This is a genomic window from Actinoalloteichus sp. AHMU CJ021 (assembly GCF_002895405.1).
Classification (GTDB): Bacteria; Actinomycetota; Actinomycetes; order Mycobacteriales; family Pseudonocardiaceae; genus Actinoalloteichus_B; species Actinoalloteichus_B caeruleus.
The window spans coordinates 3,316,535-3,337,090 of record NZ_CP025990.1; the positions used below are offsets into that span (position 1 = coordinate 3,316,535).

Genomic DNA, 20,556 nt, shown 5'->3' on the forward strand with positions numbered 1-20,556 from the left:
CGGGGAGGTCCTGCTGCGCATGGAGGGGATCGTCAAGGTGTTCCCCGGGGTGCGGGCGTTGGACGGAGTGGACCTGGAGGTGCGGCCCGGCGAGGTGCACTGCCTGCTCGGGCAGAACGGGGCGGGGAAGTCCACCCTCATCAAGGTCCTCGCCGGCGCCCACCAACCCGACGAGGGCGTCATCACCTGGCGGGGGACCGAGGCCAGGCTGCCGTCACCGGTCGCGGCCCTCCGGCTCGGCGTGGCCACCATGTACCAGGAGCTGGACCTGGTCCCCGACCTGTCGGTGGCCGACAACATCTTCCTCGGCCACTGGCGGTCCCGTTGGGGGTTCACCCGGGCCCGCGCGGCGGCGGCGGAGGCCACCCGGTTGCTCACGCGCCTCGGTCACCCCGAGATCCGCCCGCACCGGGAGGTCGGCGGCCTGTCCGCCGCCGGGCAGCAGCTGGTGTCGATGGCCAGGGCACTGGCCCACGACGCCGGGCTCATCGTGATGGACGAGCCGACGGCGGCGCTCGCCGCCGACGAGACGGAGAACCTCTTCCGGGTCGTGGAGGACCTCACGGCGTCCGGGGTGGCCGTCGTCTACATCTCGCACCGCATGGAGGAACTCCGGCGCATCGGTGACCGGATCACGGTCATCAAGGACGGTCGCACCGTCGCCAGGAACCTCGACGCGAAGACCACACCCACCTCGGAGCTGGTGTCCCTGATGACCGGGCGTCGGGTCGACGCGGCCTTCCCGAAGCGGGAGGAGAACACCACCGACGCCTCGGTGGAGGCGCTGCGGGTGGAGGGGCTCACCAGGCGAGGCGAGTTCAGGAACGTCGACTTCACCCTGCGCGCGGGCGAGGTCCTCGGCATCGCCGGGCTCGTGGGCGCCGGGCGCAGCGAGATCCTGGAGACCGTCTTCGGCGCCAGGAAACCCGACAGCGGGCGGGTCCTGGTGCACGGCCAGCCACTCCGGCCGGGCAGCGTCCCGGCGGCCGTGCGCGCCGGCATCGGACTGGCGCCCGAGGAACGGAAGAGCCAGGCACTCCTGCTCGACCTCCCCGTCGCCCACAACGTGACCCTGGCCAGCCTGCCGGAGTACAGCCGACTCGGCTTCTCCCAACGGGCGAGGGAGATCGACGACGCCACGGAGAAGCTGCGGGAACTGGACCTGCGGCCGGCGGACCCCCGACGCCTCATCCGAACGCTCTCCGGCGGCAACCAGCAGAAGGCCGTGGTGGCCCGCTGGTTGGTGCACGGGTGCCGCATCCTGCTGCTCGACGAACCGACCAGGGGCGTCGACGTGGGAGCTCGCAGCGAGCTGTACCGGCTGATCCGCGAACTCGCCGCCTCCGGCGTCGCGGTCGTCGTGGTCTCCAGCGAGGTCCCGGAGGTGCTCGGCCTGGCTGACCGGGTGCTGGTGCTCCGCGACGGCGACATCGTCCACGAGGCGCCCGCCGACGAGCTGACCGAGGCCGACGTGCTTGATCTGGTGATGGAAGGGAGTGCGGCGTGACCGACAAGAAACCGGGCTCGGTGCTCGGCGCCGGCAGCGCCGAGGACAGATCCCCCAACGAGACTGCGGGCTCCCCGAGCTCCGCCGGTGGAACCGGCGGAGACGGGCGGTCCGCACCGCAGCCCACCGCCCCCGCCGCCACGAAGGGCGGTGGGCTGCGACTGGACGTCCGGCTCACGGGACTGTTCGCGGTACTGGTCCTGCTGTGCGTCGTCGGGTACCTGACCCGGCCGGACGCGTTCCTCACCGAGGGGAACCTGTCCACGATCCTCCGGCTCGCCGCCGCCATCGGCGTGGTCAGCGTCGGCATGACCTTCGTCATCACCACCGCCGGGATCGACCTCTCCGTGGGTTCGATGGTCGCGCTCGCCAGCGTGTGGATGACGACGGTCGCCACCCAGTCCTACGGGGTGGGGGTGATGGTGCTCTGCGCCCTGCTGGTGGGACTGGGCGCCGGTCTGGTCAACGGCATACTGATCGCCTACGGCAGGGTCGTGCCCTTCATCGCGACCCTCGCGATGATGGTCGCGGCCCGGGGCCTCGCCGAGCGCATCAGCGGGCGGCAGACGCAGGTGATCAGGGACACCGCGTTCCTGGACTTCTTCCGGGGCAGCTTCCTCGGCGTCCCGGTCCTGGTGTGGATGTTCCTGCTGGTCTTCGCGGCCGGCTGGGTCCTGCTCAACCGCACCACCTTCGGCCGGCGCACCTTCGCCGTCGGGGGCAACCCGGAGGCGGCCCGCCTCGCTGGCATCAACGTCAAGCGCCATGTCGCGCTGGTCTACGGGCTGGCCGGCCTGTGCTGCGGGATCGCCGCCATCATGGTCGCGGCCAGGACCACCTCGGGCGCGTCCACCAACGGGCTCTACTACGAGCTCGACGCCATCGCGGCCGTCGTGATCGGCGGCACCCTGTTGACCGGTGGCCGAGGCAGCCTCCTCGGCACCCTCATCGGTGTGTTGATCTTCACCGTGCTCAGCAACATCTTCACGCTGAACAACCTGGAGACCGACATCCAGAACATCGCCAAGGGCGTGATCATCGTGGTCGCCGTGCTCCTGCAGTACCGCACCATGAACCACCCGCGAACGACCTAGCACCGCAGTCCGTCGTCGGGGCGGTCACCGCCGCCCGCCCCGACGAGGTCCACCGGCACGAGCCGGTGGGCCCGTGAGCCGTCGGCGGCCAACACACCCCAGGTCCGCCGCCGCCAAGTCCGGCGGTCCACGTCTCGTGCTCGGGAGTCCTCGATGTCAAGACAGCCACTGTTCGCCCGCCGCCGCTTCCTGCTCGGCGGCACCGCCCTCGGCGCGGGGGTCGTCCTGTCCGCCTGCACCTCCAACGACGCCGCCCAGGAGGCCCCGCGGAACGTCAGCGTCGGTGCCGGCGACAACGCCGAACCCGGGCCGGAGGTGACGATCGGCTTCTCCGCGCCCGCCGCCGACCACGGCTGGATGGCGGCCATGACCGCCTACGCGCGGTCGCAGGCCGAGGCGTTCGAGGACGTCACCTTCACCGCCACCGAGGGCACCAACGACTCCAGCCAGCAGATCGCGCAGATCGAGACCCTCATCAACGACGGTGTCGACGTCCTCGTCATCCTGCCGCACGACGGCGCGCAGCTGACCGCGGTCGGCCAGCAGGCGATGGACGCCGGCATCCCGGTGGTGAACGTGGACCGCGTCTTCGACAGCCCGCTGGCCTACCGCTGCTGGATCGGCGGCGACAACTACCGCATGGGCGTCAACGCCGGGGACTACATCGCCGAGCAGATGCGGGAACAGGGCAAGGACGACCCGGTGATCGCCGAGGTGGCGGGAATCGACTCGCTGCCCCTGACCCAGGAACGCAGCCAGGGGTTCGCCGACGCGCTCGCCCGGCATGGCTTCGAGGTCTCGCACCGGGTCGCGGCCGAGTTCACGGTGGAGAGCGGTGAGCGGCAGACCTCCAACCTGCTCCAGTCCGCCAGCTCCCTCGACGCGCTGTGGAACCACGACGACGACCAGGGCATCGGCGTGCTCGCCGCCATCGAGAACGCCGGACGAGACGAGTTCATCATGGTGGGCGGCGCGGGCTCACTGGACATGATGGACCGGATCGAGTCGGGCGAGAGCGTCGTCAAGGCCACGGTCCTCTACAGCCCGTCGATGTGCGCCTCGGCGATCTCGCTGGCCCGCCTCCTCGGACAGGCCAAGGGCCTCGGGGACATGGCCGAGCACGAGATCCCGGCGTCCATCACCACCTACTCGGCAGTGGTCACCAGCGACAACGTCGCGGAGTACCGGGACGTGGGCTTCGCGTCCTGACCTGGACGGCACCAGCCGGCCCCACCGGCGGAGGCCGGCACGGTAGTCCTCTCGGCCACGCCGAGATCGTGAGGACATCGAGAATGTGAGGGATCACAGCATGGCAGCCAGCGAGACGATCGGCGTCGGGATGGCGGGGTACTCCTTCATGGGTGCCGTCCACTCCCAAGCCTGGCGCACCGTCCACCGGTTCTTCGACGTGCCGGTAGCACCGGAACTCGTCGCACTCGCGGGCCGCGATCGGGCCAGGACCGAGGCCGCCGCCGCCCGGATGGGGTGGTCGGCCGCGGAGACGGACTGGCGGCGTTTGGTCGAGCGGGACGACGTCGGCCTGGTCGACATCTGCACGCCGGGGGACACCCACGCCGAGATCGCGATCGCCGCGCTGGACGCCGGCAAGCACGTCCTCTGCGAGAAACCGCTGGCCAACACGGTGGCCGAGGCGGAGGCGATGGTGGCTGCGGCGGAACGGGCCGCCGCCTCCGGGGTCCGCTCCATGGTCGCCTTCAACTACCGTCGCGTCCCGGCCCTCGCGTTGGCGCGCGAGCTGGTCGCGAACGGTCGCCTCGGCACCGTGCGGCACGTGCGGGCCGTCTACCTCCAGGACTGGCTCACCGACGAGAACTCGCCACTGACCTGGCGGCTCGACCGCACCAAGGCCGGCGCTGGCGCGCTCGGCGACATCGGTTCGCACATCATCGACGCGAGCCAGTTCGTCACGGGGCAGGCGATCACGGGGGTCTCGGCCATCACCGAGACCTTCGTCCGCCGCCGCCCGGTGGCCACCTCATCGGCGGGGTTGTCCGCCTCGGCCGGCACCGAGTACGGGGACGTCACGGTCGACGACGCCGCCCTGTTCCTCGCGCGGTTCACCGGCGGGGCCGTGGCCACCTTCGAGGCGACCCGGTTCGCCGCCGGTCGGAAGAACGCCATGCGGCTGGAGGTCAACGGCTCGCGGGGCAGCCTCGCGTTCGACTTCGAGTCCATGAACGAACTGTGGCTGCACGAGGAGGACATCGACGCGGCCGAGGGCGGGTTCCGACGCATCCTCGTGACCGAGGCCACGCACCCCTACCTCGGGGCGTGGTGGCCGCCCGGCCACGGGCTCGGCTACGAGCACACCTTCACCCACGAGGCAGCGGACTTCCTCACCGCCGTGGGCACGGGGACCGACCCGGAGCCGAGCTTCGCCGACGGACTGCGGGTGCAGCGGGTGCTGCGGGCGGTGGAGGACAGCGCCGCCGCCGACTCCCGTTGGACCCCGGTGCCGTAGTCGACCACGAGACCAGCCGGCCGAACGGGTCGGCGAGACGGTTCCGCCCGGCTCCTCCACGGAGCCGGGCCGGGAACCGGGAGCCCCGGCGGCTCCACGAAGGACCTGCCCCGGCCGACACCGGGGCGGATGGGTTCACACCGCGACGGGGAAGCGCAACAAGGAGGTTGGCACTCAACGTCGAGTAGTCCCCGGCTCGTCGAGAACGCGCTGTTGTTCGGGCGACGAACCTTGGTGAGAACAGGAGAAACATACCAGTGCGACGATCATTACGGGGGCGCGGCGGGAGTTCCGCGACCACCGGGCACAGAACCAGATCCAGGGGCACGGCGGCCCGCGCGGGCACCCTGTCACTGGCGCTCCTGACCGCTCTCGGTGGCAGCGCGATGGCTGCGGCCCCGGTCGCGGTGGCGGCCGACCAGCCGGCCGAGGCGGCCACGGCCGCGAACACCTTCCAGCCCAAACCTCCCATCGGTTTCCCGGTCTTCGACGAGGACGAGCACGACCACCCCGGCGATGACCACGAGCACGACGACCACTTCCACGCGTTGGTCTTCTCCAAGACCGCCGGGTTCCGGCACGACTCCATCGAGGCCGGTGTCGCCGCCATCGAGGAGCTCGGTGCGGAGCACGGCTTCCACGTGGACCACACCGAGGACGCCGAGGACTTCACCGAGCAGAACCTGGGCCACTACGACGTCGTCGTCTGGCTGTCCACCACCGGTGACGTCCTCAACGAGGAGCAGCAGGCGGCCTTCGAGGGCTACATCCAGGACGGCGGCGGCTACGCCGGCGTGCACGCCGCGTCGGACACCGAGTACGACTGGCCGTGGTACGGCGAGCTGGTGGGTGCCTACTTCGACTCCCACCCGCAGATCCAGGAGGCGACGACGGTCGTCACCGACCACGTCCACCCCTCCACCGCCCACCTCGACGAGGAGTGGGTGCGGACGGACGAGTGGTACAACTTCCAGGACAACCCGCGCGGCGACGTGCACGTCCTGGCGGCCCTCGACGAGGACAGCTACGACGCCGGCAGCGGCGCGATGGGCCACGACCACCCGATCGCCTGGTGCCAGGAGTTCGACGGTGGCCGCTCCTGGTACACCGGCGGTGGCCACACCATCGAGTCGTTCTCCGAGCCCGCGTTCCTGGAACACCTGCTCGGCGGTCTGCGCACCGCCGCCGGGGTCGCCGAGGCCGACTGCAAGGCGACCGTCGACTCCTCCTTCGACCAGGTGACCCTGGCCAAGGGTGCCGACCAGGCCGGCGAGCCGATCGCCCTGGCCGTGCTGCCCGACCGCAGCGTGCTGCACACCGCCCGCGACGGCCGGGTGTTCCACACCACCGCCGACGGCCTGAACACCCTCGCCGCCCGGATCCCGGTGTACGACCACGACGAGGACGGCCTCCAGGGCATCGCCGTGGACCCGGACTTCGAGGACAACCGCTGGGTCTACCTCTACTACTCCCCGGAACTGGACACCCCGCCGGGCGAGGCGCCGGAGAACGGCACGGCGGAGGACTTCGCCCCCTTCATCGGGCACAACACCCTCTCCCGCTTCCAGCTCACCGAGGACAACACCCTCGACCTGGACAGCGAGCAGGAGATCATCCACGTCGAGGCGGACCGGGGCATCTGCTGCCACGCCGGTGGTGAGATCGACTTCGACTCCGAGGGCAACCTCTACCTGTCCACCGGGGACGACACCAACCCCTTCGCCTCCAGCAACTACACGCCCATCGACATCCGCCCGGACCGCAACCCGGCCTTCGACGCGCAGCGTTCCTCCGCCAACACCAACGACCTGCGGGGCAAGCTGCTGCGGATCACCGTCCAGGAGGACGGCAGCTACACGGTGCCGGAGGGCAACCTCTTCGAGCCGGGTACGGACAAGACCCGTCCGGAGATCTACGCGATGGGCTTCCGGAACCCGTTCCGGTTCGCCATCGACCGGGAGACCGACTGGATCTACCTGGGCGACTACGGTCCCGACGCCGGCTCGCCCGACCCGAACCGGGGTCCGGAGGGCCTGGTCGAGTTCAACCTGATCAAGGAGCCCGGCAACTACGGGTGGCCCTACTGCCACGGCGACAACCAGGCGTACAACGAGTACGACTTCGCCACCGGCGAGTCCGGCCCGCTGTTCGACTGCGACAACCCGGTCAACAACAGCCCGAACAACACCGGTCTGACCGAGCTGCCGCCGTCGGTGCCGGCCTGGATCGAGTACACCGACGACTCGATCCCCGCCTTCGGTGGTGGCAGTGAGTCCCCGATGGGGGGCCCGACCTACCGGTACGACCCCGAGCTGGAGTCCGACACCAAGTTCCCCGAGTACTACGACGGCAAGAACTTCGCCTACGAGTGGGGACGCGGCTGGATCAAGGAGCTCCACCACGACGCCGAGGGCAACCTGCTCAAGATCAACCCGTTCTTCGACTCGATGGACCTCGTCCAGCCGATGAACATCGAGTTCGGACCGGACGGTTCGCTGTACGTGCTCGACTACGGCAGCGAGTGGTTCGGCGGTTCGGACGACTCCGCGCTCTACCGGATCGACTACACCGGCGGCGAGCGGACCCCGGTGGCCACCATCAGCGCCAGCGTCACCTCCGGGCACGCGCCGCTGACCGTCGAGTTCGACTCGGCCGGTTCGGTCGACCCGGCCGGCGGCGAGCTGGCCTTCGAGTGGGAGTTCGGTGACGGCGCGACCGCCACCGGCGCCACCGCGGAGCACACCTACACCGAGGAGGGCGTCTACACCGCCCGGCTGCGTGCCACCAACGACGACGAGCGGGTCGGTACCGCCGCCGTCTCCATCTCGGTGGGCAACACCGCCCCCGTGGTGGAACTGAACGCTCCCGTGCACGGCGGTGTCTTCGCGTTCGGTGAGCGGGTGCCCTTCGAGGTGACCGTGACCGACCCCGAGGACGGCGAGATCGACTGCTCCAGGGTCGTCGTCGAGTACATCCTCGGGCACGACAGCCACGGCCACCCGCTGACCCGGGTCAACGGTTGCAGCGGGCTCATCGAGACCCCCGGCGAGGGCGGTCACGGGGACGACGCCAACGTCTTCGGCATCATCAACGCCAGCTACACCGACAACGGCGCCGGCGACCTGCCCCCGCTGACCGGGTCGGACGAGGTCGTCCTCCAGCTGAAGAACAAGCAGGCCGAGTTCTTCACCGACAGCGAGGGCGTCACGGTCCTGAGCAAGGAGGGCGCCGGCGGTGGCCGGGTCGTGGGTGACATCCACGACGGCGACTGGATCTCCGTCGACCCGGTGAACCTGCACCAGGTCGACCAGATCGGTTTCCGGATCGCCTCCGGCGGCATCGGCGGCACCATCGAGGTGCGGGTCGGCGCGCCCGACGGCGAACTGATCAGCAGCGTCGACGTCGCGAACACCGGCGGCTGGGAGAACTTCGAGACCGTCGGCCCGGTCGACATCACCGACCCGGGCGGCACGAACGCGCTGTACTTCGTGTTCACCGGCGACGGTGACGAGGCGCTCTTCGACGTCGACATCATCCACTTCCACGGCGACGGTGTCGCCGACCCGGGTGCCGGGCAACCGGGCTGCGAGCCCGCCGAGCCGGAGGAGGGCTACCGCATGCTCTTCGACGGCACCGAGGACAGCCTCGGCGGCTGGAAGCAGGCGGGCCCGGGCGAGTTCGTGCTCCAGGAGGACTGCACCATCCTGTCCACCGGGGGCATGGGCCTGTACTGGTTCGAGGAGGAGTTCGAGGCCTACAGCCTCAAGCTCGACTGGATGATGCCGGGCGACGACAACTCCGGTGTCTTCGTCGGGTTCCCGGACCCGGGTGACGACCCGTGGCTGGCCGTCAACCACGGGTACGAGATCCAGATCGACCCGACCGACGAGCCGGACCGCACCACCGGTGCCATCTACGGTTTCCAGGGCGCTGACCTGGAGGCCCGTGACGAGGCGCTCAACCCCGAGGGCGAGTGGAACAGCTACGAGATCGTGGTCCAGGGGCAGACCATCAAGGTCTACCTCAACGACGTGCTGATCAACGACTTCACCAGCACCCACCCGGACCGCGACCTCACCAGCGGTCACATCGGCCTCCAGAACCACGGTGACGTCGACGACGTGTTCTTCCGGAACGTCCAGATCCAGGAGATCGTCGACTCCGAGGCGCCGACCACGTCCCTGAGCACCGACCCGGCGGAGGCCGACGGCGCCGAGGGCTGGTTCCTGACCTCCCCCGAGGTCACCCTCGACGCCAGCGACGAGGGCAGCGGTGTCGCCACCACCGAGTACCGGATCGGCGACGGCGACTGGACCGAGTACACCGAGCCGTTCGCGCTGCCCGGTGACGGCGTCCACACCGTGGAGTACCGGTCGACCGACGTGGCCGGCAACGTGGAGGAGCCCGGCACCGCCGAACTCCGGGTCGACACCACGGCCCCGCTGACCACGGCCGACTTCGCCGACCCGAACGAGGCCGGTTGGCACGACGCCGACGTCGTGGTCGAGCTCGCCGCCGAGGACGGCACGTCCGGGGTGGCCAGGGTGGAGTGGACCCTCGACGGGGAGGACTGGGCGGAGTACACCGAACCCGTCCAGGTCAGCGGCGACGGCGAACACACCCTGCGGTACCGGGCCGTGGACGTCGCCGGGAACGTCGAGGCGGACAAGGCCGCGACGATCATGATCGACGCGACCGCGCCGACGCTGCTGGTGTCCGGAGTGGCCAACGGCGTGGTCTACGGCAACGCCACGGACCTGGTGCTCTCCTGGCACGCCGAGGACGAGACCTCCGGGATCGACTCGGTGAGCGGCACGCTCAACGGGGAGGCCGTGCTGTCCGGGCGGGTGCTCCCGCTCTACCAGCTGGCCCTGGGCACCCACACGTTGTCGGTCAGCGCGACCGACAACGCCGGCAACACCGCCGAGCAGTCGTTGGTGTTCGCCACCACCACCTCGCTGCGCGACGTCGGCCAGCTCGTCGACAGGTTCCGGCTCACCAACCGGCTGTCGCTGAGCGGGCACGCCGCCCTGGCGGGTCAGCTCACCGCCGCCAGGATCGCCGAGGCGACCGGGGACGAGCTCGGCGCGATCAACGAGCTGCGCGAGTTCGTCGCGCTGGCCGGGGACGCCGAACTGGTCCGCGACGCCGAGGTGCGCTCGGTGCTGGTGCGTGACGCGGAGGCGATCATCGCCTCCATCGAAGGGGTGGCCGTGCTCGACATGGCCGTCAACGCGGTCGACCGCGACTGACGACCCGCGGTCACCCACCGTGGTGGCTCATATCCGCCAGCGGATGTGAGCCACCGCACACCCTGCTGTTGGTCGGTGGCGCGGTGCGGTCTCCTCGAACGAGGTCACCAGCGCCGCGCCGCCCCAGCGGACTCGACGGAACGCTCGGCGAGCCGCGTGCGCCGCAAGGAAGGGGTTCGACGATGAACACCACTGGAAGACCGGGGCGTACCGGGTTGTGGCTGATCGGAGCCAGGGGCTCGGTGGCCACCACCGCCGTCAGCGGTCTCGTCGCGCTACGACACGGCCTGGTCGAGGCCACCGGGTGCGTGACCGAACTCCCCGAGTTCTCCGCCTGCCCCCTGCCCACCTGGGACGAGATCGTCGTCGGGGGGCACGACATCGTGAACACGTGCCTGCCCAAGAAGGCGGAACTGCTCGCCGACGCCGGGCTGCTGCCCCACCGATTGCTGCCCTCCATCGAACCCGGCCTGGCCGCCGTCGACGCCGAAATCCGGGCGGGGCACGACCCCGTCTCCCACCGGGGAGCCCAGGCCGACGCCGCGCGCCGACTCGCCGACGACCTCACCGAGTTCGCCGAGCGCCACGCGCTCGACCGGGTCGTCGTGGTCAACGTCTCCTCCACGGAGGCCCCGGTCACGCTCCTCCCCGAACACCAGGACGCCGCCGCGCTGACCGCCGCGCTGACCGACCCCCAGCGGGCTCCCCTGCCACCGAGTTCGCTGTCCGCCTACGCGGCGCTGCTCGCCGGCTGCCCCTACGTCGACTTCACCCCGTCCACGGGTATGCGGCTCCCCGCGCTGCGCGAGCTGGCGGCGGAACGCGGGCTGCCCTACGCCGGATCGGACGGCAAGACGGGGGAGACCCTCCTGCGGACCGCGCTCGCGCCGATGTTCACCACCAGGGCGCTGCGGGTGCGTTCCTGGGCGGGCACGAACCTGCTCGGCGGCGGGGACGGCGCGACCCTCGCCGACCCCAGGTCCGCCGCCAGCAAGCTGGAGTCCAAGTCCGGGGTGCTCTCCTCCCTGCTCGGCGAGGACGTGACGGCCCCGCTGCACATCGACAACGTGCCCGACCTCGGGGACGTCAAGACCGCCTGGGACCACGTGTCCTTCGAGGGGTTCCTCGGCGCGCGGATGACCATGCAGGTCACCTGGACCGGATACGACTCCGCGCTCGCCGCTCCTCTCGTGTTGGACCTGGCCAGGCTGACCGCCGCCGCGCACGCGGACGGGCGGAGCGGGCCGCTGGGCGCGCTCGCCTTCTTCTTCAAGGACCCGGACGGCAACCGCGAGCACGGGCTCGGTGAGCAGTACCGGCAACTGCTGAGCTGGGTGGACGAGCTCGGGGAGCCGACGCGGGGGGAGGGGGAGACCCGGTGAACCCCGCACCCCACGACCGCCCGCAGCCTCCCGCGCCCGGCGGCGTCACCGTCGACGAGCCCACCCGAGCGGGCACGGCGCCGAGCGGCGACGCCGGCGGCGGACACGGGCGAACCACCGGCACCACCGGCGCCGGGACCGGCCCTCCGACCGCACCCGAGGCCGACCCACACCGCCAACCCGCCGCCACCGGGGACGCGGGGGACACCGGGCCCGGCACGGCCCACCCCGGTCCCGAGCTGGCCGGCCCGGCGGCGCGACTGCGGACCCTCGCCGAACTCGTCCGCCTGCCCGCCGCGCTCTCCGTGCTCGGGGACACCGCCGTCGGCGCCGCGGCCGCCGGCCGCCCGTTGACCGGGCGGCGGCTCGGACTTCCCCTGTCCTCCGCGGCCCTCTACCTCGCCGGGATGGCGCTGAACGACTGGGCCGACCGCGACCTCGACGCCGTCGAACGACCGGAGCGGCCGATCCCCTCCGGTCGGATCAGCCCGGGTGCCGCGCTGGGAGTCGCCACGACCCTCACCGGCGCGGGCCTCGCCCTCGCCGCCCTGGGCGGCGGCCGCGACGCCCTCCGGATCGCCGTGCCGCTGGCCGCCTCGGTGTGGACGTACGACACGCTGCTCAAGAACACCCCGGCCGCGCCCCTCGGGATGGCGGTGTGCCGTGGGCTGGACGTGCTGCTCGGCGCCGGCGCCCGCTCGGCCCGGGCCGCCGCGCCCGGCGCCCTGGCGATGGCCGCCCACACGGCGGGCGTCACCACCCTCGCCCAGGGCGAGGTGCACGGCACCAGTCGCGTCGCCGCGGGTGTCGCCCTCACCACCACCACCGCGTCCACCGCGCTCGCCGTCCTCGGCCCGGCCCGCGGCGGGTGGCACCGCGCCGGCGCGGTCCTCGCCGCCGCCGGCTACGCCCGCACCGTCGGCGGGGCGCAGCTGACCGCCGCCCGGGACACCTCGGCGGCCAACGCCAGGGCCGCGACGGGAGTCGGGATCCGAGGCATGATCCCCCTCCAGGCGGCCCTGGTGGCCAGGCGGGGCTCGTTGGCCGTCTCCGCGGCCCTGGCCGGGCTGGTGCCCCTGGGACGACGGCTGGCCCGGCGGGTGAGCCAGACATGACCGGCGTGGAGCCACCCAGCGCCGGCGGTGCCGCCTTCCCCCTCGGGTACGGCACCAACGGCTTCGCCAACCACCGGCTCGGCGACGCGCTCCGGGTCATCGCCGACCTCGGCTACGAGGCGGTGGCGCTCACCCTCGACCACCAGCACCTGGACCCCTTCGCACCGGACCTCGGCGCCCGGGTCGACCGGGTCGCGGCCACCCTCGCCGACCTCGGCCTCCGGGTCGTCGTGGAGACCGGCGCCCGGTACCTGCTCGACCCGTGGCGCAAACACCACCCCACCCTCGTGTCCCCCGACGCCGCACCCCGGGTCGACTTCCTCAGGCGCGCCCTGCGGGTCGCCGAGGGCCTCGGCGCGGACTGCGTGTCCTGCTGGTCGGGCGTCGCCGAACCCGGCACCGGCGAACGGGAACCGACGGACGCGGAGGAGCCCGCGTCGCGGGGCGCGGCCGCACCGGGTGACCCCGCCTGGCGGCGCCTGCGGGACAACCTCCGGCCCGTCCTCGCCGAGGCCGAACGCCGCTCCACCCCCCTCGCCCTGGAGCCGGAACCCGGGCACCGGGTGTGGAACCTGGGCCAAGCGCTGGACCTGCGCACCGCACTCGGCGAGCCGGAGTGGCTGCGGCTCACCCTCGACGTCGGGCACTGCGTCGCGGTCGAGGCGGACACCGCGGCCGACTGCGTGCGCCGGGCCGGGACCCTGCTGGCGAACGTGCAACTCGACGACATGCTGCCCGGCGTCCACGAACACCTGGAGTTCGGCGAGGGACAGCTCGACCTCCCCGCCACCCTGGCCGCGCTCGTCGAGGTCGGGTACACGGGCATCGCCGCCGTCGAGCTGCCCCGCCACTCCCACGCGGCCCCGGACACCGCCCGCCGCGCGCTGACGGCCCTCACGGCGGCGCTCCCCACCAGCGACGGGCGGTCCGAACAGGACCGGCGCGAGTTCACCGACGGGAGGTCAACATGACCGGGCAGGACCAGGCGGAAACCTGGCTGAACGAGGCCGTCCACCGCGTCACCAGCGGTCCCACCGCCGTCCGCTCCCTCTTCCCGGCCGTCGGCCGGGAAGTCGGTCGAGCGGCGCTGAGACCGGAGGAGGACCCGGGTGGCCTCGTGCACGGCACGGTGGACGACCAGGCCAGGACCCTGATCGTCGCCGCGCTGGTCGCCGCGCTGGAGGCGGAGCCGGAGGCACTCGCCAGGGAACTGCGGGAGCTGTACCGCTACGGCGACGACGCCGAGAAGCGGGGTCTGCTGCGGGGGCTCGCGGCCGTCGCGGGCCGGGCCCCGGACCCCGCCGACCCGGTCGTCGCGGCCGGCCTGCTCGCCGTGCGGGACGCGTTGCGCGCCAACGACGTCCGCCTGGTCGCCGCGGCGATGGGGCCCTTCGCCGCAGCGCACCTCGACGACCACTCCTGGCGCCACGGCGTGCTGAAGTGCCTGTTCGTGGAGGTCCCGCTCGCCGCCGTCGCCGAGCTCACCAGGCGGACGGACCCCGAGCTGCTGCGGATGGTCGCCGACTACGCGGCCGAACGCCGAGCCGCCGGCCGGGAGGTCCCCGCCGATGCCCTGGCGTTGCTGGCCACCGACGAGGGCCGGCCGCCGACCAGTGCCGCCGACCCCGGAGAGGGAGCCTGACCGATGCGCATCTTCGACCCGCACATCCACATGACCTCCCGCACCACCGACGACTACGAGGCGATGTACGCGGCGGGGGTCCGAGCCCTGGTGGAGCCCGCGTTCTGGCTGGGACAACCGCGCACCAACGTGGGCTCCTTCACCGACTACTTCGACGGGCTGATCGGTTGGGAGCGGTTCCGGGCGGCCCAGTTCGGCATCCGGCACCACTGCACGATCGCGCTCAACCCCAAGGAGGCCAACGACCCGAGGTGCGTCGAGGTGCTCGACGTCCTGCCCCGCTACCTCGCCAAGGACGGCGTCGTCGCCGTCGGCGAGGTCGGCTACGACTCGATGACGCCCGAGGAGGACCGGGTCCTGGCCCGCCAGCTGGAGTTGGCACGGGAGCACCGGCTGCCGGTGATGGTGCACACCCCGCACCGGGACAAGCTCGCCGGCACCCGCCGCACCCTCGACGTGGTCCGGGAGTCCGGCCTCAACCCCGAGATGGTCGTGGTCGACCACCTCAACGAGGTCACCGTGGAGCTCGTCGCCGACTCGGGGTGCTGGATGGGTTTCTCCATCTACCCGGACACGAAGATGGACGAGCACCGGATGGTCGAGATCCTCCGCCGGTACGGCCCCGACCGGAAGCTCGTCAACTCGGCCGCCGACTGGGGGCGGTCCGACCCGCTCAAGACCGCGAGGACGGGCGAGGCGATGCGGGACGCCGGCTTCGCCGAGCACCAGGTGTCCACGGTGCTCTGGGACAACCCGGTGGCCTTCTACGGGCAGAGCGGTCGCCTCGTGCTCGACCCGCTCCCCGGTTTCACCGGCGACGCCGCCACGTTCTCGGGCAACTCCGTCCTGCGCGGGGCGCGACCAGGCACGACGAGCCCCTCGGCCGAGGGGAGCGCTGTCTGAGGATGGTGTTGTCCTACTGCACCAACGTGCACCCCGCGGAGGACCTGCCGGGGATCCTCGCCCAACTGGACCGGTACGCCGGGCCGGTCCGCGACCGCCTCGGCGAGGACCGGTTGGGCGTCGGGCTGTGGTTGGCAGCCGAGGTCGCCGGCCACCTCGCCGCCGATCCGGGCGGCCTCCGCCGGCTGCGGGCCGAACTCGACGCCCGAGGCCTCGACGTGGTCACCCTCAACGCCTTCCCCTACGGGGGTTTCCACGACGCGGTCGTCAAGCACCAGGTCTTCGCGCCGCCGTGGACCGACCCCCGCCGCTCGCGGTACACCCTGGACTGCGCCAGGGTGCTCGCGGCGCTGCTGCCCGCCGACGCCGGCCACGGCAGCATCTCCACCCTCCCCCTCGGGTGGCGGGAGCCGTGGTCCGAGCGGGACGACGCGGTGGCCACCACCGCCTTCGCCGAACTCACCGCCCGGCTGCGGGAACTGGCCGGCGACGCGCCCCCGATCAGGATCGCGGTCGAGCCGGAACCCGGGTCCCGCCTCGACGACGTGTCGGCCGCGGTGCGGTGGCTCGCCGGACGCGTGGACCCCGCGCACGTCGGCCTGTGCCTGGACACCTGCCACCTCGCCGTGTCCTGGGCGGAGCCCGCCGCGACGGTCCGCGCGGTCGCGGCCGCCGGGCTCGACGTCGTCAAGGTCCAGGCCTCGGCCGCGTTGGAGGTCCCCGACCCGGCGACCCCGGCCACGAGGAGCGCGCTGGCGGCCTTCGCGGAACCCCGCTACCTGCACCAGGTCCGGGAGCGCACCGGGGACGGGCGGGTGCTCCGGGTCGACGACCTGCCCGCCGCGTTCGACGAGCTGCCCGCCGAGGGGCCGTGGCGGGTGCACTTCCACGTGCCGCTGCACGCCACCCCGGCACCACCGCTCGCCTCGACCACCCCCGTGCTGCTGGCCGCGACCGCCGCGCTCGACGAACTCCGGCAGCCGCACCCTCCCCACCTGGAGGTGGAGACCTACACCTGGGGCGTGCTGCCTCCCACCGCGCTCGCCGGCGGTCAACCGGAAGGGTCGGCCGGATCGAGGTCGAACGGCCACGACCTGGTGGAGGGCATCGCCGCCGAGCTGCGGTGGGCACGCGACAACCTGCTCCCCGACCCGGACCGCGCACCACGCCGGACACCGCCGTCCGGAGAACCGAAGGAGGCCGCCTGGTGAAGCCGCTCATCGTCGTCAACGTGGTGGGACTGACCCCCCGGCTGCTGGAGCACATGCCCGGGCTGTCCAGACTGGCGAAACGCGGCTGGCGGGCTGAACTGGGAACCGTGCTGCCCGCCGTCACGTGCAGCGCGCAGAGCACCTTCCTCACCGGGCTGATGCCCGCCGAGCACGGCGTCGTCGGCAACGGCTGGTACTTCCGCGATCTCGGCGAGGTGCACCTGTGGCGGCAGCACAACCGCCTGGTGCACGGGGAGAAGGTCTGGGAGACCGCGCGACGGCTGCGCCCCGGCTACCGCGCCGCGAACATCTGCTGGTGGTACGCGATGGGGGCCAGCACGGACCTGCTGGTCACCCCGAGGCCCATCTACCATGCCGACGGCAGGAAGTCCCCGGACTGCTACACCCGTCCGCCGGCGCTGCACGACGAGCTCTCCTCGGACCTCGGGGACTTCCCCCTGTTCCACTACTGGGGGCCCACGGCCTCCATCGAGTCCAGCCGCTGGATCGTCGGCGCGGCCCGCCGGGTCCTCGCGCGGCACGCGCCGGACCTGATGACCGTCTACGTCCCACACCTGGACTACGACCTGCAGCGGTTCGGCCCCGACTCCTCCGAGGCCGTCATCGCCGCGGGCGCCGTGGACGACGCGCTGGCCCCGCTGCTGCGCGACGCGGCCGAGGCCGACGCGACCGTGCTCGTGCTCAGCGAGTACGGCATCACGTCGGTCCGCCGGCCGGTGGACGTCAACCGGGCCCTGCGGCGTGAGGGCCTGCTGGAGGTCTACCGGCAGGCCGGCATGGAGTACCTCGACCCGTGGGCGTCCCGCGCCTTCGCCGTCGCCGACCACCAGGTGGCCCACGTCTACGTCGCCGATCCCGCCGACCAGCCCAGGGTGCGTCGCCTGCTGGCCGAACTGCCCGGCGTGGACGAGGTCCTGGACCGGGAGGAACAGGCCCGGTACGGGATCGACCACCCGAGGGCCGGGGAACTCGTCGTGGTCGCCGAACCCGACTCCTGGTTCACCTACTACTACTGGTTGAACGACGACCGGGCACCGGACTTCGCCAAGGGCGTCGACATCCACCGCAAGCCCGGCTACGACCCGGCCGAGCTCTTCCTGGACCCGAAGGACCCGCTGGTGAAGGCGAAGGCGGCGGGCAACCTGGTCAGGAAGAAGGTCGGTCTGCGCTACGCGATGAACGTCGTGCCCCTCGACCCGTCCCCGGTCAGCGGTTCGCACGGGCGACTCCCGGACAGCCCGCTCGACGGACCCGTCCTGCTCTGCTCCGGTGGACCGGCACCGGAGGCGGCCGAGCGGGGCGGCCGGGTCGCCGCCACCGATGTCCGGGACGTGATGCTGCGCCTCCAGGGGCTCGACGGTGGACCGAAGACGCGGTGGCCGCTCGGCTCGGTTCCCGGCCTCGGCACGGATTGATCCCGATCGGCAGGTGATGTGGACGGCCAGGACCGGCAGACTCGACGGCGTCGGATCTACACGGTGTCTCAGCGAGCACGACCGCTGATCACACGACGGAGGATTACTGATGCGCGCGACGTTCCGCAGCCTGCTGGCGGTTCCGCTCCTGTTCCTGCTGATCGCACTCGGCGCCGCCCCAGCAGCCCTGGCGGCCCCACCGCCGGCGGTGGGCGCCGCCGACCTCGCCCCGTGGGCGGCGGGAGCCGCCGGGGACACCGGGACCACCGGCTCGGCGGAGACGCCCGCCGAGTCGGACGCCCCGGACGGGGAGACCGATCCGACGGCGCTGCGCGACTCCAACCGGCAGATCGCCGCCATCGTGGGAGCAGCCGCGCTGTTCGGCGCGGTCTTCCTGGGAAGGCGATACCGCAAGAAGAAGAAGTAGTAGCGCGACCCCCGCGCTGGCACACCGAAGGGAATCCGACGATGACCCGACCCATCACCCTGTTCACCGGCCAGTGGGCCGACCTGCCCTTCGAGGAGGTCTGCCGGCTGGCCGCGGACTGGGGCTACGACGGTCTGGAGATCGCCTGCTCCGGCGACCACTTCGAGGTGGACAAGGCCCTCGCCGACGACGAGTACGTGCCGGCGAAACTGGCCCAGCTCGAGCGGCACGGTCTCCGGGTGTGGACGCTGTCCAACCACCTCGTCGGGCAGGCAGTCTGCGATGACCCGATCGACCACCGGCACCAGAACATCCTGCCGGCCCGGATCTGGGGCGACGGCGAGCCGGAGGGGGTGCGGCAGCGCGCCGCCGCGGAGATGGCCGACACCGCCCGCGCGGCCGCGAAGCTGGGTGTCGGCACCGTCGTCGGATTCACCGGGTCGAAGATCTGGAAGTACGTGGCCATGTTCCCGCCCGTCTCCCAGGACGTCATCGACGACGGCTACCAGGACTTCGCCGACCGCTGGAACCCCATCCTCGACGTGTTCGACGAGGTCGGCGTCCGCTTCGCCCACGAGGTGCACCCCTCGGAGATCGCCTACGACTACTGGACCACGAAACGCGCGCTGGCGGCGGTCGGGAACCGGGAGGCCTTCGGGCTGAACTGGGACCCCTCGCACTTCGTGTGGCAGGACCTCGACCCGGTCGGCTTCATCCTCGACTTCGCCGACCGCATCTACCACGTCGACTGCAAGGACACGAAGAAGCGCTTCGACGGGCGCAACGGCCGGCTGGGATCGCACCTGGCGTGGGCCGACGCCCGACGGGGCTGGGACTTCGTCTCCACCGGGCACGGCGACGTGGACTGGGAGGAGGCGTTCCGCGCCCTGAACTCGATCGGGTACTCCGGTCCGATCTCGGTCGAGTGGGAGGACGCCGGGATGGACCGGCTGCGGGGCGCGGCAGAGGCGGTCACCTTCATCAGGAACCTCGTCTTCGACAAGCCCTCGGCGGCGTTCGACGCCGCGTTCAGCAACCAGAAGTGACGCGGCCATCCCATCCGACCGGATTCCCCGAGGAGACCAGATGAGACCCGACGACGACGTCGCCCTGTCCAGACGCGGCCTGTTCCGGGGCGTGGCAGGAGCCGCCCTCGGAGTGGCGGCGCTCGGCCTGGCCGCCGGCCAGGCGACCGCGGCCCCGGTCCCGGCCGGCGGCCCCGGCGGCCGCGTCCCCCGGAACGCGATCAGCGTCCAGCTGTACACCCTGCGTTCCCTGCTCGAACAGGACGTCCCGGGCACCCTCGCCGAGCTGTCCGCGATCGGCTACCAGAAGGTGGAACTGGCCGGGACCTACGGTCGCACCGCCGCCGAGTTCCGCGCCCTGCTCGACCGGTTCGGGCTCCGCGCGACCTCGAGCCACAACGGCGTCGAGGGCGACTTCGACCAGGTGGTGGCCGACGCGCTGACCCTGGGGCAGACCTACGTCGCCGCCCCGTGGGCGATGTTCGACACGGCGGAGGAGTGGCGTTCCTACGCCCGCCAACTCGACGAGGCCGGCGCGAAGGCGCGACGGGCCGGCCTGCGCTTCGGCTACCACAACCACGGCCACGAGTTCCAGCTCGTCGACGGGGAACGTCCCATCGACATCATCCTCGAGCACACCCAGCGCCAGAACGTGTACCTCGAGGTCGACCTGTACTGGGTGGTGGACGGCGGGGTGGACCCCGTCGACTTCGTCCACTCCACCGGTGGGCGGGTCCGCCAGTACCACGTGAAGGACCGGAGCGCCTCGGGTGAGTGGGCGGACCTGGGCACCGGCACCATCGACTTCGGTCGGATCTTCCGGGAGACGCGGACCGCGGGCGTTCGGGAGTTCGTCGTGGAGCACGACAACCCGTCCGACCCGCTGACGACCGTGCGGGTCGGCTACGAGTACCTGCGGGATCTCCGGTTCTGAGCCGGCGCCGGCCGCCGGTGGTCGGTCCGCTTCGGACCGACCACCGGCGGCGCTTGCCCCACCCGGGGACGCGCCTGCGCCGTCCGGGTGAAGCACACGGTGACAGGTCCGGCAGTACACCAAGGCTGTAGTTCCCGGGTCCGCCC

Annotated in this window: 13 protein-coding genes and 1 pseudogene; all 14 read left to right on the plus strand. The window is 72.0% G+C overall.

The genetic code is table 11. The features are described 5' to 3' along the window. Nucleotides 1-19: 19 nt before the first annotated feature. Complete coding sequence (locus tag C1701_RS14310) at nt 20-1,507, plus strand: sugar ABC transporter ATP-binding protein (protein ID WP_026419373.1); 1,488 nt, start codon at nt 20-22, stop codon at nt 1,505-1,507. A gap of 155 nt (nt 1,508-1,662) precedes the next feature. Continuing rightward, a complete protein-coding gene (locus C1701_RS14315) occupies nt 1,663-2,601 on the plus strand; it encodes an ABC transporter permease (protein WP_051314178.1) in 939 nt (312 codons plus the stop codon). A gap of 153 nt (nt 2,602-2,754) precedes the next feature. Further along, nucleotides 2,755-3,810, plus strand: coding sequence for a substrate-binding domain-containing protein (locus C1701_RS14320; protein WP_026419371.1), 1,056 nt, complete (start codon nt 2,755-2,757; stop codon nt 3,808-3,810). A gap of 100 nt (nt 3,811-3,910) precedes the next feature. Beyond that, entirely contained in the window at nt 3,911-5,083 is a 1,173-nt protein-coding gene (locus C1701_RS14325) for a Gfo/Idh/MocA family protein (protein ID WP_026419370.1), read from the plus strand. A gap of 386 nt (nt 5,084-5,469) precedes the next feature. Beyond that, a complete protein-coding gene (locus C1701_RS14330) occupies nt 5,470-10,335 on the plus strand; it encodes a ThuA domain-containing protein (protein WP_103056027.1) in 4,866 nt (1,621 codons plus the stop codon). 182 nt (nt 10,336-10,517) lie between these two features. Further along, a complete protein-coding gene (locus tag C1701_RS14335) occupies nt 10,518-11,717 on the plus strand; it encodes an inositol-3-phosphate synthase (protein ID WP_051314101.1) in 1,200 nt (399 codons plus the stop codon). 260 nt (nt 11,718-11,977) lie between these two features. Next, on the plus strand, nt 11,978-12,832 hold the full coding sequence (locus C1701_RS14340) for an SCO3242 family prenyltransferase (protein WP_026419367.1): 855 nt from the start codon (nt 11,978-11,980) through the stop codon (nt 12,830-12,832). Further along, nucleotides 12,829-14,474, plus strand: a pseudogene (locus C1701_RS14345) (EboA domain-containing protein). Before C1701_RS14340 ends, C1701_RS14345 begins: the two are co-directional and overlap by 4 nt. A gap of 3 nt (nt 14,475-14,477) precedes the next feature. Continuing rightward, the gene (locus C1701_RS14350; RefSeq protein WP_051314100.1) at nt 14,478-15,377 is read left to right on the plus strand and encodes a TatD family hydrolase; all 900 of its coding nucleotides are present in this window, start codon (nt 14,478-14,480) and stop codon (nt 15,375-15,377) included. A 5-nt stretch (nt 15,378-15,382) separates the two neighbouring features. Further along, on the plus strand, nt 15,383-16,588 hold the full coding sequence (eboE, locus tag C1701_RS14355) for a metabolite traffic protein EboE (RefSeq protein ID WP_051713319.1): 1,206 nt from the start codon (nt 15,383-15,385) through the stop codon (nt 16,586-16,588). Continuing rightward, complete coding sequence (locus C1701_RS14360) at nt 16,585-18,024, plus strand: alkaline phosphatase family protein (RefSeq protein ID WP_026419365.1); 1,440 nt, start codon at nt 16,585-16,587, stop codon at nt 18,022-18,024. The genes eboE and C1701_RS14360 overlap by 4 nt, the downstream gene beginning before the upstream one ends. A 109-nt stretch (nt 18,025-18,133) precedes the next feature. After that, nucleotides 18,134-18,451 carry a hypothetical protein gene (locus C1701_RS14365; RefSeq protein WP_026419364.1) on the plus strand — a complete coding sequence of 106 codons (318 nt, stop codon included), beginning with the start codon at nt 18,134-18,136 and terminating at the stop codon, nt 18,449-18,451. 41 nt (nt 18,452-18,492) lie between these two features. Further along, on the plus strand, nt 18,493-19,497 hold the full coding sequence (locus C1701_RS14370) for a sugar phosphate isomerase/epimerase family protein (protein ID WP_026419363.1): 1,005 nt from the start codon (nt 18,493-18,495) through the stop codon (nt 19,495-19,497). A gap of 40 nt (nt 19,498-19,537) precedes the next feature. Beyond that, complete coding sequence (locus C1701_RS14375; RefSeq protein ID WP_030227616.1) at nt 19,538-20,410, plus strand: sugar phosphate isomerase/epimerase family protein; 873 nt, start codon at nt 19,538-19,540, stop codon at nt 20,408-20,410. Nucleotides 20,411-20,556: the final 146 nt, after the last annotated feature.

What these genes read in the sequence shown, in the direction of transcription:
- C1701_RS14335 (WP_051314101.1), top strand. Translation starts at nt 10,518, where the DNA reads ATGAACACCACTGGAAGACCGGGGCGTACCGGGTTGTGGCTGATCGGA.
- C1701_RS14350 (WP_051314100.1), top strand. Translation starts at nt 14,478, where the DNA reads ATGCGCATCTTCGACCCGCACATCCACATGACCTCCCGCACCACCGAC.
- C1701_RS14370 (WP_026419363.1), top strand. Translation starts at nt 18,493, where the DNA reads ATGACCCGACCCATCACCCTGTTCACCGGCCAGTGGGCCGACCTGCCC.
- C1701_RS14375 (WP_030227616.1), top strand. Translation starts at nt 19,538, where the DNA reads ATGAGACCCGACGACGACGTCGCCCTGTCCAGACGCGGCCTGTTCCGG.
- C1701_RS14310 (WP_026419373.1), top strand. Translation starts at nt 20, where the DNA reads ATGGAGGGGATCGTCAAGGTGTTCCCCGGGGTGCGGGCGTTGGACGGA.
- C1701_RS14320 (WP_026419371.1), top strand. Translation starts at nt 2,755, where the DNA reads ATGTCAAGACAGCCACTGTTCGCCCGCCGCCGCTTCCTGCTCGGCGGC.
- C1701_RS14330 (WP_103056027.1), top strand. Translation starts at nt 5,470, where the DNA reads ATGGCTGCGGCCCCGGTCGCGGTGGCGGCCGACCAGCCGGCCGAGGCG.
- C1701_RS14325 (WP_026419370.1), top strand. Translation starts at nt 3,911, where the DNA reads ATGGCAGCCAGCGAGACGATCGGCGTCGGGATGGCGGGGTACTCCTTC.
- C1701_RS14365 (WP_026419364.1), top strand. Translation starts at nt 18,134, where the DNA reads ATGCGCGCGACGTTCCGCAGCCTGCTGGCGGTTCCGCTCCTGTTCCTG.